The sequence below is a fragment of the Nonomuraea sp. NPDC050536 genome, from assembly GCF_044457685.1.
In the GTDB taxonomy this organism is placed as follows: domain Bacteria; phylum Actinomycetota; class Actinomycetes; order Streptosporangiales; family Streptosporangiaceae; genus Nonomuraea.
Genome location: NZ_JBITHD010000011.1, coordinates 336811 through 352172, shown reverse-complemented (window position 1 = coordinate 352172; position 15362 = coordinate 336811). Strand labels below are relative to the sequence as shown.

General features: G+C 70.1%; 18 protein-coding genes. 10 read left to right on the top strand and 8 right to left on the bottom strand.

The genetic code is table 11. The annotated features are described in order from the left end of the window. Positions 1 to 121: 121 nt before the first annotated feature. The 4 genes from ACIBHX_RS29850 to ACIBHX_RS29835 are packed head-to-tail and all read right to left on the bottom strand — an operon-like array spanning position 122 to position 3380. On the bottom strand, positions 122 to 1021 hold the full coding sequence (locus ACIBHX_RS29850) for an amino acid ABC transporter permease (protein ID WP_397070622.1): 900 nt from the start codon (positions 1019 to 1021) through the stop codon (positions 122 to 124). Continuing rightward, positions 1018 to 1686, bottom strand: a complete 669-nt coding sequence (locus ACIBHX_RS29845; RefSeq protein WP_397070621.1) for an amino acid ABC transporter permease — start codon at positions 1684 to 1686, stop codon at positions 1018 to 1020. The genes ACIBHX_RS29850 and ACIBHX_RS29845 overlap by 4 nt, the downstream gene beginning before the upstream one ends. 60 nt (positions 1687 to 1746) lie before the next feature. Further along, positions 1747 to 2607, bottom strand: a complete 861-nt coding sequence (locus tag ACIBHX_RS29840) for a glutamate ABC transporter substrate-binding protein (protein WP_397070620.1) — start codon at positions 2605 to 2607, stop codon at positions 1747 to 1749. A 17-nt stretch (positions 2608 to 2624) separates the two neighbouring features. Then, complete coding sequence (locus ACIBHX_RS29835) at positions 2625 to 3380, bottom strand: amino acid ABC transporter ATP-binding protein (RefSeq protein ID WP_397070619.1); 756 nt, start codon at positions 3378 to 3380, stop codon at positions 2625 to 2627. A 210-nt stretch (positions 3381 to 3590) separates the two neighbouring features. Between ACIBHX_RS29835 and miaB the strand changes: the two genes are divergently transcribed. After that, positions 3591 to 5081: a tRNA (N6-isopentenyl adenosine(37)-C2)-methylthiotransferase MiaB gene (miaB, locus tag ACIBHX_RS29830; RefSeq protein WP_397070618.1), complete on the top strand. Its 1491-nt coding sequence runs from the start codon at positions 3591 to 3593 to the stop codon at positions 5079 to 5081. Positions 5082 to 5144: 63 nt separating this feature from the next. Here miaB and ACIBHX_RS29825 read toward each other — a convergent pair whose 3' ends face one another. Then, positions 5145 to 5270 (bottom strand): hypothetical protein, encoded by a 126-nt coding sequence (locus ACIBHX_RS29825; protein ID WP_397070617.1) that lies wholly within the window; start codon positions 5268 to 5270, stop codon positions 5145 to 5147. Between the two features lie 643 nt (positions 5271 to 5913). Between ACIBHX_RS29825 and ACIBHX_RS29820 the strand changes: the two genes are divergently transcribed. Both ACIBHX_RS29820 and ACIBHX_RS29815 read left to right on the top strand, forming a co-directional pair. Beyond that, positions 5914 to 6435, top strand: a complete 522-nt coding sequence (locus ACIBHX_RS29820) for a hypothetical protein (RefSeq protein ID WP_397070616.1) — start codon at positions 5914 to 5916, stop codon at positions 6433 to 6435. A 128-nt stretch (positions 6436 to 6563) separates the two neighbouring features. Continuing rightward, positions 6564 to 7307, top strand: coding sequence for an isocitrate lyase/phosphoenolpyruvate mutase family protein (locus ACIBHX_RS29815; protein ID WP_397070615.1), 744 nt, complete (start codon positions 6564 to 6566; stop codon positions 7305 to 7307). On the opposite strand, the gene ACIBHX_RS29810 is transcribed toward ACIBHX_RS29815, so the two are convergent. Then, complete coding sequence (locus ACIBHX_RS29810; RefSeq protein WP_397070614.1) at positions 7301 to 7687, bottom strand: VOC family protein; 387 nt, start codon at positions 7685 to 7687, stop codon at positions 7301 to 7303. The two genes, ACIBHX_RS29815 and ACIBHX_RS29810, sit on opposite strands and share 7 nt — an antisense overlap. Before the next feature lie 24 nt (positions 7688 to 7711). Between ACIBHX_RS29810 and ACIBHX_RS29805 the strand changes: the two genes are divergently transcribed. Continuing rightward, positions 7712 to 8122: a MarR family winged helix-turn-helix transcriptional regulator gene (locus ACIBHX_RS29805; protein ID WP_397070613.1), complete on the top strand. Its 411-nt coding sequence runs from the start codon at positions 7712 to 7714 to the stop codon at positions 8120 to 8122. Between the two features lie 10 nt (positions 8123 to 8132). Then, entirely contained in the window at positions 8133 to 8801 is a 669-nt protein-coding gene (locus tag ACIBHX_RS29800; protein WP_397070612.1) for a class III extradiol dioxygenase subunit B-like domain-containing protein, read from the top strand. Here ACIBHX_RS29800 and ACIBHX_RS29795 read toward each other — a convergent pair. Further along, the gene (locus tag ACIBHX_RS29795; RefSeq protein ID WP_397070611.1) at positions 8777 to 9691 is read right to left on the bottom strand and encodes a ribonuclease Z; all 915 of its coding nucleotides are present in this window, start codon (positions 9689 to 9691) and stop codon (positions 8777 to 8779) included. The genes ACIBHX_RS29800 and ACIBHX_RS29795 overlap by 25 nt on opposite strands. Here ACIBHX_RS29795 and ACIBHX_RS29790 point away from each other — a divergent pair. After that, positions 9690 to 10193 carry a methylated-DNA--[protein]-cysteine S-methyltransferase gene (locus ACIBHX_RS29790; RefSeq protein WP_397070610.1) on the top strand — a complete coding sequence of 168 codons (504 nt, stop codon included), beginning with the start codon at positions 9690 to 9692 and terminating at the stop codon, positions 10191 to 10193. The genes ACIBHX_RS29795 and ACIBHX_RS29790 overlap by 2 nt on opposite strands. Here ACIBHX_RS29790 and ACIBHX_RS29785 read toward each other — a convergent pair whose 3' ends face one another. Beyond that, positions 10194 to 10448 (bottom strand): antitoxin, encoded by a 255-nt coding sequence (locus ACIBHX_RS29785; protein ID WP_397070609.1) that lies wholly within the window; start codon positions 10446 to 10448, stop codon positions 10194 to 10196. It abuts the gene before it with no gap. Positions 10449 to 10533: 85 nt separating this feature from the next. Here ACIBHX_RS29785 and miaA point away from each other — a divergent pair, with 85 nt between their 5' ends. From miaA to ACIBHX_RS29765, 4 genes are read left to right on the top strand one after another with little or no spacing between them, the layout of a single operon-like run. Continuing rightward, the gene (miaA, locus tag ACIBHX_RS29780; RefSeq protein ID WP_397070608.1) at positions 10534 to 11433 is read left to right on the top strand and encodes a tRNA (adenosine(37)-N6)-dimethylallyltransferase MiaA; all 900 of its coding nucleotides are present in this window, start codon (positions 10534 to 10536) and stop codon (positions 11431 to 11433) included. Positions 11434 to 11442: 9 nt separating this feature from the next. Next, entirely contained in the window at positions 11443 to 12258 is an 816-nt protein-coding gene (dapF, locus tag ACIBHX_RS29775; protein ID WP_397070606.1) for a diaminopimelate epimerase, read from the top strand. A gap of 25 nt (positions 12259 to 12283) precedes the next feature. Beyond that, positions 12284 to 13039 (top strand): hypothetical protein, encoded by a 756-nt coding sequence (locus ACIBHX_RS29770; protein ID WP_397070605.1) that lies wholly within the window; start codon positions 12284 to 12286, stop codon positions 13037 to 13039. A gap of 19 nt (positions 13040 to 13058) precedes the next feature. Then, positions 13059 to 15335, top strand: a complete 2277-nt coding sequence (locus ACIBHX_RS29765; protein ID WP_397070604.1) for a tetratricopeptide repeat protein — start codon at positions 13059 to 13061, stop codon at positions 15333 to 15335. Positions 15336 to 15362: the final 27 nt, after the last annotated feature.

The following is a 15362-nucleotide window of genomic DNA, read 5'->3' as shown; positions in this document are numbered from 1 at the left end:
GCCCCCTTTGTGGGGCCCTTGGTGGTTGTTTTTTTTGGTGAACACCAACACCCCCCACCCCCCCCCCCCCCACCCCGGGGGGGGGGGGGGGGGGGGCCGGCCCCCCCCCCCACGACGGCTCCTAATCGGCACCCTCGTTGAGGTCGGCCACGCCCGCGTCCTCCAGGCTCGCGCCAGGAACCGCGGCGACGATCGGCGGGGCGGCGGTCTTCTTGCTGCGCCGGCTGCGCTTCTCCAGCCAGGTGGCGAACTGGCTGAGCAGCATGTTCAGCCCGACGTAGATCACGCCGATGACGATCGCCGCCGGGATCAGCGAGCCGAAGTGCGCGGACGGCAGGATCTTGAACCCGTAGTTCAGCAGGTCCACGTAGGCGATGATGTAGCCGAGCGCGGTGTCCTTGAGCAGGACGACCAGCTGGCTCACGATCGCCGGCATCATCGAGGTGACGGCCTGCGGGAGCAGGACCAGCCGCATCACCTGGTTCTTGCGCATGCCGATCGCGAAGGCGGCCTCGGACTGGCCTCTGGGCACCGCCCCCACACCGGCCCTGATCACCTCGGCCAGCACCGACCCGTTGTAGAACATCAGGCCCGCGACCAGGGCGAAGAAGGCCCAGTCGCCGCCGCCGAATACGCTCGGCGCGAAGTAGAAGAGGAAGAAGATGAGCAGCAGCAGCGGGATCGCCCGGAAGACCTCCACGACGAACCCGGCGGGCTTGCTGATCCAGGCGTGTTCCGACAGGCGGCCCAGGCCGAATACGGCGCCGAAGACCAGGGCGAGCACGGCCGCCACCGCCGCGGCCGACAGCGTGCCGCGTAGGCCGGGGATGATGAAGTCGGTCCAGACCTCGGCCGTCAGGAACGGCTGCCAGATCTTGCCGTCCCACTGGTGCTTCTTGTCGAAGCCGCTGTAGATGAACCAGAGGACGGCCGCGACCAGCGCGATGCCGACCACGGTGAGGATGCCGTTGCGAACCCTGGCGCGCGGCCCGGGGGCGTCGAACAGTACCGAGGTGCTCATCGGCCCACCGCCATGCGCTTGGACAGCCGGCCGCCGAGCCAGCCGACGGGAAGGGTGATCGCCATGAAGGCCAGCACGATGGCCACGAAGATCGGGATGGAGACGCCCGTGGTGTCGAAGGTCTCCTTCATCACGTAGGAGACCTCGGCCAGGTAGCCGCCCGCCACCGCGACGGTCGTGTTCTTGGTCATCGCGATGATCACGCTGGCCAGCGGCGCGACGACGGCCCTGAACGCCTGCGGCAGGATGATCAGCCGCAGCGACTGCATGAAGGTCAGCCCGATGGCCCTGGCGGCCTCGACCTGGCCCATCGGCACCGTGTTGATGCCCGAGCGCAGCGCCTCGCAGACGAAGGAGGCGGTGTAGGCGGACAGGCCCAGCACCACCAGCCAGAACGAGTTCGTCCGCGGCTCCTCGGAGAACGTCAGCCCGAGTGTGTCACTGAGGCCCAGCGCGGAGAAGGCCAGGATCAGTGTCAGCGGCGTGTTCCTGACGATGTTGACGTACAGGGTGCCCGCGGCACGCAGTACGGGCGTCGGCGAGACCCGCATCGCCACCAGGATCGTGCCGAGGATCAGCGAGAAGACCGCGCACAGCACGGCCAGCTCGACGTTGTGCAGGAAGCCGACCGCGAGCGCGCCCGCGTAATCGAACAGATCTTTCATCGTTCTCCCCACCACAAAGGAGAGCGGCGGCCGCTTCACGGCCGCCGCCTCTCAGTGTGACTAGCTGCACCCCTCCGCGGGCGGAGCGGTCTCGGACAGCTTCAGACCTTCCGTGCCGCCGAACCACTTGTCCAGCAGCTGCTTCATGGTCCCGTTGTCCCACAGCTTCTTGACCGCCACGTTCACGGCCTCGCAGGTGGTCTTGTCGCCCTTCTTCAGGCCGATGCCGTACTTCTCGTCCGTGAACGGCTGGCCGAGGATCTTGAAGTTGCCGCCGGCCTGCTTGGCGAAGCCCGCCAGGATCAGGTCGTCGGTGGTGACGGCGTCGAGGTTGCTGCCGCTCAGCTTCTGCACGCACTCGGAGTAGTTGGCGGCGTCCACCGTCTTGGCGGTGGACAGGCCCAGCTGGCCGTCCGGCGGCGGCTCGGTGATCCGCTTGTAGGAGTTGGAGCCGGCCGCCTTGCAGATGCGCTTGTTGGCCAGGTCCTGCGGCTTGGTGATGGACGTGTCGTCCTTACGGACCATGACGTCCTGGTGCGCGATCACGTACGGCCCGCCGAAGGTGACCTTGGGCTTGCGGGCGTCGGTGATGGAGTACGTGGCGAAGATGATGTCCACGGTGCCGTTGGACAGGAACGCCTCACGGTTGGAGGAGGCGGACTCCTTCCAGGTGATCTTCGGGTCCTTGCCGCCGTTGATCTCCTTCAGCACCGCCTTGGCCACGTCGACGTCGAAGCCGACGGGCGCGTCACCCTGCTTGAGACCCAGGCTCGGCTGGTCCCACTTGGTGCCGACGGTCACCTCGTTGGAGTCCTTGAGCTTCTCGCTCAGGGAGGAGTAGGTCTTGTTGCCACCACAGGCGGCGACTCCCAGCGCCAGTGCCGCGACGGCGAAGACCGCCCCCGTTCGACGCATCTGCATAGTTCGTTACCTCAATCTCAGTGCGTGAGGATCTTCGAGAGGAAGTCCTTCGCCCGGTCGGTCTGGGCGTTGGTGAAGAACTCGTCGGGGGTGTTCTCCTCGACGATCTGTCCGTCGGCCATGAACACCACCCGGTTGGCCGCTCTGCGGGCGAATCCCATCTCGTGGGTGACGACCATCATCGTCATGCCGTCGCGGGCCAGATCGATCATGACATCGAGCACTTCCTGCACCATCTCCGGGTCCAGGGCAGACGTCGGCTCGTCGAAGAGGATCATCTTCGGATCCATCGCGAGCGCCCTGGCGATGGCGACCCGCTGCTGCTGGCCACCCGACAGCTGGGCTGGGTACTTGTCGGCCTGCGCGGCGATCCCCACTCGCTCGAGCAGCTCCATGGCCCGCTTGTCGGCGGCGTTCCTGTCCTTCCTGCGCACCTTGACCGGCCCGAGAGTGACGTTCTCGCGGATCGTCTTGTGGGCGAACAGGTTGAAGGACTGGAACACCATGCCGACGTCCGAGCGCAGCTTGGCCAGCGCCTTACCCTCCTCCGGCAGCGGCTGCCCGTCGAAGACGATGGTGCCGCCGTCGATGGTCTCCAGGCGGTTGATGGCCCGGCAGAGCGTGGACTTCCCGCCACCTGACGGGCCGATCACGACCAGTACCTCGCCACGGGAGACGGTCAGGTTGATGTCCTTCAGGACGTGCAACGCCCCGAAGTGTTTGTTGACGCCCTCCAACTGCACCAGTGGAGCCGCGTCCCCGTTCTCCGTCATGGATCAAAACGTAGAGGTTACTTGGACGCTGTGCACTAACCGCGTGGTACCGATCCGATCACATCATGCCACCAAGCTGGCCTTTTGGATCCGGCGACTAGGGAAAACACCGACAAATTCCTGCCCCTGATGACAATGCGCGAGGGGCGGGAGTGGAGTCCCCTTGTCAGGGGCGATGCTTGCCGTACAAGGACTACCCTTGAACACGCGATGACTGTGACCCAGGAGAGCGCCCGCACCTATGAAGTGCGCACATACGGGTGCCAGATGAACGTGCACGACTCCGAGCGGCTGTCGGGCCTGCTGGAGGACGCGGGCTACGTGCCCGCCCCCGAAGGCGAGGCGGCCGACGTGGTCGTGTTCAACACGTGTGCCGTCCGGGAGAACGCCGACAACAGGCTGTACGGCAACCTCGGCCACCTGCGTCCGGTGAAGGCCGCCAAACCTGGCATGCAGATCGCCGTGGGCGGTTGCCTGGCGCAGAAGGACCAGGGCGAGATCGTCCGCAAGGCGCCCTGGGTGGACGTCGTGTTCGGCACCCACAACATCGGCTCGCTGCCGGTGCTGCTCGAGCGGGCCCGCATCCAGGGCGAGGCGCAGGTCGAGCTGAAGGAGTCGCTGGAGGTCTTCCCCTCCACGCTGCCCACCAAGCGGGAGTCGCCCTACGCGGCCTGGGTGTCGGTCTCGGTCGGCTGCAACAACACCTGCACGTTCTGCATCGTGCCGTCGCTGCGCGGCAAGGAGAAGGACCGGCGGCCCGGCGACGTCCTGGCCGAGGTCCAGGCGCTGGTGGACCTGGGCGTCCTGGAAGTCACCCTGCTCGGGCAGAACGTCAACACCTACGGCGTCGAGTTCGGCGACCGGCTGGCGTTCGGCAAGCTGCTCAGGGCCTGCGGCTCCGTCGAAGGGCTGGAGCGTGTGCGCTTCACCTCGCCGCACCCGGCCGCCTTCACCGACGACGTCATCGCCGCCATGGCCGAGACGCCCAACGTCATGCACCAGCTGCACATGCCACTGCAGTCGGGCTCCTCGCGGCTGCTGAAGGAGATGCGCCGCTCCTACCGCAAGGAGCGCTACCTCGGCATCATCGAGCGCGTCCGCGCCGCGATGCCCGACGCCGCCATCTCCACCGACATCATCGTCGGCTTCCCCGGCGAGACCGAGGAGGACTTCCAGGAGACGCTCGACGTCGTACGGCAGAGCCGCTTCGCCAACGCCTTCACCTTCCAGTACTCCATCCGCCCCGGCACCCCCGCGGCCACCATGCCCGGCCAGGTGCCCAAGGAGGTCGTCCAGGAGCGCTACGAGCGCCTGGTCGCCCTGCAGGAGGAGATCTCGTGGGAGGAGAACAAGAAGCAGGTCGGCCGCACGCTGGAGGTGCTGGTCGCCGAGGGTGAGGGCCGCAAGGACGAGGTCACGCACCGCATGTCCGGCCGCGCGCCCGACAACCGGCTCGTCCACTTCACGGTCGGTGAGGACACGCCCAGGCCCGGCGACATGGTCACCGTCGAGGTCACCTACGCCGCGCCGCACCACCTGGTCGCCGACGGGCAGCCCCTGGCGCTGCGGCGCACCCGCGCGGGCGACGCCTGGCAGGCCAGGCGCGAGGCTCCCGCGGCTCCGGGCGTCCTGCTCGGCATGCCCACCCGCGGCCGCCCCGCTCCCACGCCTGCTCCGGCCGGCGCCTGCTCGGCCCACTGACACCTTCCTTCCTGCACGGCCCGCCGTTCAGCGGTCGTGGGCTTTTCCTGTACGGCTGGCCGTTCAGCGGTGGGCCAGGTCGTTCATGGCCTGCTCGCAGTAGGGGCGGCGGAAGTCGCTGAACGTGGCGCACGGGTTCGGCCCGCCTGCCGGGACGGGCTGCCTGCGTGGGGCCAGTGTGGTCGTCACCGCGGTCGCCACCGGTGCGGGCTGCGGCGCCGTACGCGGGGTCGCGGTTTGCGGGGGCGCGGCGGTCGCGGGCTGCGGGGCCGGGGGGACGGCCTCGGGGGAGAAGACGCGCGGCGCATCGCCTGACGTCCCTGCGCCGTGGCCTGGTGATGTTGCACTTTCCTGCGGGTAGCTCGGGCCTACCCAATGGGCCGGGTCTGTTCCTTCAGGGGCTGCCTGCGAAGTAGCGCCCGGCGAGAGGAACCCGTCGGCGAGTGCGGGTGGGGGGAACGGCTCGATCCATCCCAGCACTGAAGCGCGCACGGAATCTGCGCCCACCACCGGAGGCGGATCCCATCTGATGGTGCTTTGTGAAGGGGAAAGCGGTGTTTCCCGATGCAATGCCGCCGTGTTTTCCTGGGGCGGCTGGCGGCTTCCCAGCACGGCCAGGGAAATGCCGAGGCCCGCCGTGGCGAGGACTCCCGCGACGCTCACGACCGGCGCCACCCATGCCCGACGACCTGGGCTAATAGCTCTAAGATCGGACAAGTCGTGATTCCTCTGTGATTGGTGCGCGAGCATTCCACTGCTGCGGCTAGTGTGGTCCATCGCCCGCGGAAGCCGGAGAGCTTTCCCGATACGACCGCAGGGAGAAGTCCCCCTCATGACCGAGCAGAATCGTTCAGAAACCCTCAGCAACGACGATCACCGGCCACGCACCACCAACAGGAAACCCCTCATCCTCGCTGCCTCGGCCCTCGTGGCCGTGCTCGCGGCTGGTGGCATCGGTTACGCCCTGGCCAACCGTTCCGACGCCCCCGCCGCCCAAGCCACCCAGACCACCGCTCCCGCCACCCCACCCCAGAACAAGGCGGCCACCAACGGCGACGCCACCAACGGCGACGCGACCAACGGCGACGCGACCAACGGTGACGTCACGAGCGGCGACGCCACGAACGGCGATGCCACCAACGGCGACCCGCAATCGGGCACCCCCGCTGACGGCACGCCCCAGCAACCCGCGCAGCAGACCGGCAAGCAGACCACCGACAAGGGCATCGACTCAGGCTCGGCAGGCAAGAACACCACTGCCACCACCAAGCCCACCCAGGAGGACCAGCCCGACAACCCCGCCAACGGCCCGGCAGGCGAACTGGCCGGCCAGTGCTCCAAGTCCGGCTGCTGACCCACCCGCGCACCTGGCCGGCGGCGGCTCGCCGTACAAGAGGATCTCGCCGTACGGGTGAAGTGGCTTGGCAGTTAGTGGCCGCAGTGGACCTTCTGGAGGGCCATCCAGCCGCCTAGGGTCGGGGTATGAGCGATGACCGTGCGGCGATCCTGCGCGCCCTGCATGTCCCGGGAAACCCGCTGGTGCTGCCCAACGTCTGGGATGCCGCGTCCGCGAGGGCCGTGGTGGAGGCCGGGTTCCCGGTGGTCGCGACCGGGAGCGCGGCGGTGGCGCAGGTGCTGGGCTACGACGACGGCGAGGCGACGCCGGTGGCCGAGATGCTGGCCGCCATCGCGCGCATCGTGGCCGTGGTGGACTGCCCCGTGACCGCCGACGTGGAGCGCGGCTACGGGCTCAAGCCCGTCGAGCTGGTCGAGCGCCTGCTGGCCACCGGCGCCGTCGGCTGCAACCTGGAGGACAGCGACCCCAGCACCGACGAGCTGGTCGACCCGGGAGTGCAGGCGGAGTTCCTGGCCGAGGTCAGGGCCGCCGCCGGGCCCAACCTGGTGATCAACGCGCGCGTCGACACCTACGTGAGCGGCGACGGCACCGTGGAGGCCGCCGTCGAGCGCGGCAGGCGGTACCTGGAGGCGGGCGCCGACTGCGTCTACCCGATCGGCGTCGACGACGCCGGGCACATCCGCACACTGGCCGCCGAGCTCGACGGCAGGGTCAACGTGCTGTTCCGCCCCACCAGCCCGTCACTGGCCGAGCTGGCGGAGCTCGGGGTGGCCAGGATCAGCTTCGGCCACGGCCTGCACCGGGCGGCGCACGCCTACACCAGGTCGCTGATCCAGGCCGTCAAGGACGGTCGCAACCCCTATCAGTAGGACTGCAGCTCCCACAGGTTGCCCTCGGGGTCGCGCACGTGGGCGGTGCGCAGGCCCGGCCCCCACTCGGGCCGGTCCACCGGCGCGGTGACCGGCGTGGCGCCGTGCTCCACGCACAGCGCGTAGGCCTCGTCGACCGACTGGACCCGGCTGACGAACATGGTCCTGTCGCCCGGGCCGCCCGGCTCCGCCGTCCCCGCGACCAACGACCGGTGGATGAGCACCAGGACGGCCTGGTCGGCGACGTCCCAGTTGGCGTAGGGCCCGTCGGCGGTCCCCTTGATCAGCTTGGCGCCCAGGAGCGCGGGCAGCACGGCCTCGTAGAACCGGAAGGCGCGGGCGAAGTCGTCCACGACCACGCGCGGATACAGAGAATCCATGGGTGTAACCCTATAATATTTTCCGTGAACGAATTCACCCCATATCTGCTGTCCCAGGTGGGCAAGGCGGCGCGAGGCCGTGTCGCGGCCCGCCTGGCGCAGGACGGCCGGCGCATGTGGCACATGCGGATCCTGCACGCCCTGGCCTCGTCTCCCACGGCCCAGCGCGACCTGTCGCCGCGCCTGGGCATCGACCCGAGCGACGTGGCCAAGGCCCTGGAGGAACTGGCCGGATGGGGAGAGGTCGAACGCGCCCGCGACCCCGGCGACCGCCGCCGCGTCATCGTCCAGATCACCGAGGCGGGCAGCGAGTCGCTGGCCCGCATGCGCGAGCAGGTCCACGAGGTGCGCGAACAACTGCTCGCCCCGCTCGACGCGGCGGAACGGGACATCCTGCACGGGCTGCTGCGCCGCGTCCACGCCGCCCTCGACTAGCCTGGCTGGCGTGCTAGTCGCCGCGGCCGTCTGCCCGCACCCGCCGTTGATCGTGCCCGAGCTGGCCGGCGCCGCCGCTCCCGAGCTGGACGAGCTGCGCACCGCGTGCGCGCGGGCCGTCGCCGAGCTGCGCGCCGCCCACCCCGACGTGCTGGTCGTCGTCGGCACCGCACCGCAGACCAGGGTGTACGGCGGGCGGTCGGCGGGCTCCATGGCCCCGTGGGGCGTCGACGTCAGGACCGGGCACGGCGAGCCCACGCTGCCGCTGTCGCTGACGATCGGGCGGTGGCTGCTCGACGACGATCCCGACCGGTTCCAGGCGGTCGCCGCCGACGCATCGCCCGCCGCCTGCCTGGCGCTCGGCCGGGACCTGGCCGCCGAGGGGCGCGTCGGGCTGCTGGTGATGGCCGACGGCTCGGCCTGCCTCACCGAGAAGGCGCCGGGCTACTACGATCCGGCTGCCCCGCCGTACCAGGAGATGATCGTCAAGGCGGTCGCGGAGGCCGACGCGGGCGCGCTGGCGGCGCTCGACCCCGGCGAGGCGGAGCGCCTGTGGGTCGGCGGGCGCGCGGCGCTGCAGGTGCTGGCCGGGGCGGCAGAGGAGGGGCACTACAGCGGTCGGCTGCTGGCCGACATCGCGCCCTACGGGGTCGGCTACGTCGTCGGCGTGTGGCGGTGACGGTGTGGCACCGGCACCCGCATGAGGTCGCGCGCCACGATCAGCTCACCGTCGAAGCTGCGCCGCACCTCTTCGCGGAAGGCGGGCTCCTCGGCCTGCCGGTAGCGCTCGGAGAAGTGGGTCAGGACCAGCCGGTTGACCCCGCACTCGGCCGCGACCAGCCCGGCCTCGAAGGCGGTCAGGTGACCGTACTCCTTGGCCAGCCCGCTCTCCGACGACAGGAACGTCGATTCGATCACCAGCAGGTCCACGTCGTTGGCCAGCTCGAACACCGCGTCGCAGATGCGGGTGTCCATCACGAACGCGGCACTCTGCCCGGACCGTGGCACGCTGCACTCCTCCATCGTGACCCCGCGCACCGAGCCCGTGCGCTGCAGCTCGCCCACCTCGGGCCCGGTGATCCCGTGCGCGCGCAGCAGGTCGGGCAGCATCCGCCTGCCTGACGGCTCCTGCAGGCGGTAGCCGTACGACTCGACGGGGTGCGACAGGCGGCGCGCGGTCAGCGGCGGCTCCTCGAAGACCTCGCCGGAGATCGGGACCTCGCTGATCACGTCGGTGTCGGCGAAGACGGCCGCGTGCCTGAGCCGGTTCCAGTACTCCTGGCCCGACTCCGGGAAGATCGCCCGTACGGGATGCTCGACCCTGTCGCGCGCGATGCGCTGGATGACGCCCGGCACGCCCAGGCAGTGGTCGCCGTGGAAGTGGGTCAGGCAGATCCAGTTCACCTGGTGCGCGGTCACCCCGGCGAGCAGCATCTGCCGCTGCGTCCCCTCGCCCGGGTCGAAAAGGAAGCCTTGTCCATCCCAGCGCAGAAGGTAGCCATTGTGGTTACGGTGTCTGGTAGGCACCGCGCTGGAGGTGCCGAGCACCACGAGTTCACGTGAGGACATGATGGACACCGTCGCGTTCGCCGAAGTGCCGACGCCTGTCGGCCCCTTCGTGATGGCCGTGACAGAGGTCGGCCTGGCGACCACCGGCTGGGGCGGGCGTCGGGACCTCGGCATCCCTGAGGTTCATGACCCGGATCGTACGGCTTTCGCGGTCAGTGAGCTGAAGGCTTATTTCGCCGGAGAACTGCGTACCTTCCAGACGCCCATCGACTGGCGGCTGTCCTCCGGTTCGCGGCGGCGCGTCCTGCAGGCGCTGCACGAGGTGCCCTACGGCACGGTCGTCACCTACGGCGAGCTCGCCCGGCTCAGTGGCACCGGCGTGCCCGCCCGCGGGATCGGGTCCATCATGGCCGGAAACCCGCTGGGGATCGTCGTGCCGTGCCACCGCGTGGTCGCCGGCAACGGGCTCGGCGGCTTCAGCGGTGGCGTCGGCGTGGAGACCAAGCGCTGGCTGCTGACCCACGAGGGATACCTGCAGCCGACGCTGCTCGATCTGTTCTGATCAACCTTCCTGGCCGTCGATCTTGTCGGCGGCTCCCTTGGCCGTGTCCGAGCCCTGGTCGATCTGCTCGTCGAACCTGCCGCCCGTCTTCTCCTTGGCCGAGTCGGATACCTGGTCGATGCCGCCCGTGGCGGTGTCCTCCGCCTGGCCGCGCATCTCGTCGGCCTTGTCCTTCATACCGCCCTGCTCGGGGATGTCCTTCAGCTTCTCGGCCGTGCCCCCGAACATCTCCTTGACCTTGTCGAAAATCGACATCGTTTCCCCCGATGGTCGTCCCGTGGTCGACGCCCGAGGCGCCGTCTGTCCCAGGAGTACCCAGACAGTTGACACACTTATCCGTGTGCGCAAGCAGCCAGTCATCGCCGTCGTGGGTCCCACGGCGGCAGGAAAGTCCGACCTCGCCGTGGATATCGCCCTCCGCCTGGGGGGCGAGTGCGTCAATTCCGACTCTATGCAGCTTTACCGAGGTATGGACATCGGCACAGCAAAGCTCTCCCCAAGCGAGCAGCGCGGGGTGCCGCACCACCTGCTGGACATCTGGGACGTGACGGTCACGGCCAGCGTCGCCGAGTACCAGAGGCTGGTCCGCCCGCTCATCGAGTCCCTCGCGGTGCCGGTGCTCGTCGGAGGCAGCGGGCTGTACGTGCGTGCGGCGCTGGACGAGCTGGAGTTCCCCGGCACCTCCGCGGAGATCAGGGCGCGGCTCGAGGCCGAGCTCGCCGCCGGCGAACCCCTGTACGAGCGGCTGAAGTCCGTCGACCCGGCCGCCGCCGCGGCGATCCTGCCCAGCAACGGCCGGCGCATCGTGCGCGCGCTGGAGGTCTTCGAGCTCACCGGCCGGCCGTTCTCGGCCACGATGCCCACCTACGACGCGGTCTACCCGAACGTCCAGATCGGCCTGGAGGTGCCCAGGCCCGAGCTCGACGCCCGCATCGAGCTGCGCGTCGAGCGGATGTGGCAGGCGGGCCTGGTGGAGGAGGTGCGGGGCCTGCTCGGGCAGGGCCTGGCGGAGGGCCGTACGGCCGGCCGCGCCCTCGGCTACGCCCAGGTGCTCAGGTTCCTGGACGGGGAGTGGAGCGAGGAGCAGGCGATGGCCGAGACGATCAGAGCGACCCGGCGCTTCGCCCGCCGCCAGGAGTCGTGGTTCAGGCGTGACCCCAGAGTCGTGTGGGTGCCATATGACGCCCCTGACCTGCTCGAACGGTCCCTGGCGCTGATCGGGGGCGGAAACTCGGCATAAAATTGTTGAATGCGCTTTCTGAAGGGCCACGGCACCGAGAACGATTTCGTCATCCTTCCCGACTTCGATGGCGAGCTCGAGGTGACCGCCGCGCTCGTCGCGCAGATCTGCGACCGGCGGGCGGGCATCGGCGCCGACGGCGTGCTCCGGGTGGTGCGCGCCAAGCTGAGCCACGAGGCGAGCGACCAGGCCGGACGGGCCGAATGGTTCATGGACTACCGCAACGCCGACGGCAGCATGGCCGAGATGTGCGGCAACGGCGTCCGCGTCTTCGCGCGCTACCTGATCGAGGCCGGCCTGGCGGAGTCCGCCGAGTTCGGCATCGCCACCAGGGGCGGCATCAGGCGGGTGCGCATGGAATCCAGCGGCGACGTGAGCGTGGACATGGGCAGGCCCACTGTTTACGGCGAGAGCGTCGCCTCCCTGGGCGGCCACGAGTTCGTCGGGCTGCACGTCGACATGGGCAACCCGCACCTGGCCTGCGTCATCGGCGAGCCCGTCGCCCAGCTCGACCTCACCCACCAGCCCGGCTTCGATCCCGGGGTGTTCCCCACCGGCGTCAACATCGAGTTCCTCAACGCGGTGGGCGAGCGCCGGGCGCTGATGCGGGTCTTCGAGCGCGGGGTGGGTGAGACCCGCTCGTGCGGCACCGGCGCGGTGGCCACCGCCGTCGCCGCCGCGGCGCTGACGGGGGAGACGACCGGCACGTGGGCCGTGGAGGTCCTCGGCGGGACCCTGACGGTCACGCTGGACGAGCACACCAGCTACCTGGCGGGTCCAGCGGCGATCATCGCCGAGGGCGATCTCCGCCATCTTGCAGAATAATGTTCTCTTGAGCGATGCTGTGTCCATGGCTGATCCACGGACTACGGCTATCCAGGTCAAGGCGCCCATCGGTCAGTACGGCGGCGGGTTCATGCTCTCCAGGGAGGCCAAGGCGCTGTGCGAGGAGCACGGACTCGGCCCGCGCGAGCTGTACTTCCGCGGCCGCTGCGGCGTGCTCGGCGAGTGTGACGCGGACGTGGTGCACTCCGTCGCGGTGTTCTTCCCCTACGAGCACGTCAAGGAGAGCTGGGACGGCGGCAGGAAGCTGCCCGTGGACAAGGCGGTCGAGCTCTACGCGCGGGCCTGCCACGAGTGGGGCAGGCGCAAGCTCGGCGGTCACGACGGCTGCGCCAGGGTCGCCGAGCTGCTCGAGACCGTCGTGGAGCGCGCCTCGTCGGTGGGCGCTCCGCTGTTCGCCGGATGGCGGGCCGTACCCCTGCCTGACGACGCGCCCGCGCGGGCCGCGCAGCTCATGCACGTGGTCCGGGAGCTGCGCGGCGGGCTGCACGCCAACGCGGTGATCGCCGCCGGGCTGGAGCCGCTGGAGGCCACGCTGGCCGCCGACCACGACGGCACCCCCTTCGGGCACGCGTCGGGCGAGATGATCGCCAAGTTCTTCCGCTGGCCCGAGCCGTATGCCAAGCCGAGCCCCGAGGCCGTGCGGCGGCGCGCCGAGGCGGAGGCCGTCACCGACGAGCTCATGGCACCGATCTTCGCGGTGCTCGGCGACGGCGAATCGGACGAGCTCATCGAGCTTCTGCGTTTTGGGCATGCACATTGACCTGGCAGACTGATGGCTCATGGACGTGGACATCTGGGCCTGGGTCGGCGAAACCCAGCAGCAGCTTTCTGAGGCGGGCGACGTGGGCCTCGCCATGGCGCTGGGAGACCTCCCCGCACAGGCCTACGAGGGACGGTATCCCCAGCTGGACGTGATGGCCCCGGCCATCGCCCAGCAGGCGGAGTCCCTCCAGCTGCCATGGCTGGAGTTCTACGCCCGCTACTGGCACCTGATCGGCCGCATCGGCGACCGGGTGCAGGGCGCGGTGGCCATCGGCGACGCCGAGGAGCTTCTGTCGTTCGCTCAGCGCGAAGAGGTACGCGAGTGCCCCGCCACCCCGGCCGCCGTCGAGGCGCTGGCCGTCGCCTGGGCCAACGCCGACGGCCCCGGATACGCCGCAGAGCGGCTTGAGACCCTCGGCGCGGTCATCGAGGAGCTCGAGCCTGCCAACCCGGCCTACACCGGCCTGATCACCCAGTACGTCGGCGCGCTCATCGACGCCGACCGGGTCGGCGAGGCCGCCGCCTACGCCGAGTCCGCCGTCGAGCGGCTGCGCGCGGCGGGCCGCGAGGCCAGCTGGGAGCTGGGCGCCGAGAGCGCCCGCGCGCTGCTCGCCGCCGGGCGGGCCGAGGACGCGCTCAACGCGCTGCAGGCCGCCAGCGGCTTCCAGGCCGACGATCCGGTGGCCAAGCCGCACCGCGACGGGGTCCGCCGCGCGCTCATCCTGGCCACGCTCGGCCGCACCGCCGAGGCCGTCGACGCGCTGCCCGACCTGGACGTGGTGGGCGACCACCCGCGGGTGTTCGTGGAGTGGGCGCGGGCCGTCAGCCTGCTCGCCTCCTCCTCGCAGATCACCAACACCTGGCAGCTGGGCCGCGTGCTGCGCCAGTGGATCGACTACTTCGCCACCATGGGCGGCTACCGCGCCAGGGTCGAGCTGGCCCTGATCGCCGGCGACCTGGCCGTGCAGCGGCAGGGCATCTGGCAGGTCAAGCTGCTCGCCGACCTGGCCGAGTCGGCCGCCACCGAGCTGCGCACGACTGAAGGCGTCGCCGAGCGGATCGCCGAGCTGCGCGCCAGGGCCGAGTCCACCACCGAGCCGGCCGCCCCCGGCCCCGAGGCCGAGCTGGTCGCCTACTTCGACGCCGCCGACGGCTACAACGCCGACCCGGAGAAGTGGATCGGCTGGCTGGCCCCGCTGTCGGGCACCGACCTGGAGGCCACCCGCCGCCACACCACCACGATGGGCTTCCTCGGCTACCCGGCCGTGGGCGCCGACATCTACTGGAAGATGCTCGTCGACAGCGGCGAGATCGCCACCGCCGACGCCGACGACGTGACGTTCCTGAGCACGCTGCTGGTCGAGGCCCGCCAGGACGAGCGGCTGGAGCAGATGGCGGCGATGCTGCCCGACGCCTTCCGCCACCTCGCGCTGGCCCGCCTCCACAGCGCCCGCGAGCGCTGGCAGGAGACGCTGCAGGAGGCTGAGCAGGCCGTGACCGCCGGCGGCGGCATCGAGGCCCGCCGCCTGGTGTCGGCCGCCGCCCAGCAGGTCGACGACAACGCCAGGGGCGCCCAGGTGCTGCTGGAGGTCATCGACGAGCTGGCCGACGAGGACGTCTGGCGCATGATCGTCATGGCCACCTCGGCGGAAGACTGGGACACTGTCCGCAAGGGCACCGCCAAGATCGGCATGCCGATCAAGTCGGCGTCCGGGCCGATCGACGAGGAGATGGGCCTCATCCGGGTCATCCTCCCCGCGCCCGACGGCGGCCAGCGCCAGGTGCTGTCCATCCGCACCGGACCCGCCACGGCCCGCCTCGCGCTGCCGCAGCCGCGCGGCATGGAGTACAACGCGGGCGACCTGGTCGTCTTCGACCCGCAGCTGCTCGAGCCCGTGCCCGAGGACCCGCAGGAGCAGCAGAACTTCGTGCCGCCCTTCGCGGCGGTCCGCATCCTGCAGCCCGGCGGGTACAACAGCTACTTCTTCGACGGCGCGGCGCCGAGCGAGAGTGACTGGGCCGAGTTCACCGAGGTCATGGCCGAGCGCGGCTGGCCGATGTGGGTCTACAGCGACGAGAACTACAAGGTCACCCACCCGACCAGCGGCGAGCCCCTCCCCGGCGTCTTCGGCTGGGTCGCGGTTCCGCCCACCGTGACGGCGGTCGAGGTGGACGCCCTCCTCGACGACGCCACGGAGCGCTGGTCGCACCCCCTGGCCTGGCTCGACCTGGCCAAGGAGGTCGACGTCGAGGTCGAACGCCACGAGCGCATCGTCAAGGAATACGGCCTCTAACCCGCTCCGACACCCCCGGGGGTCCTC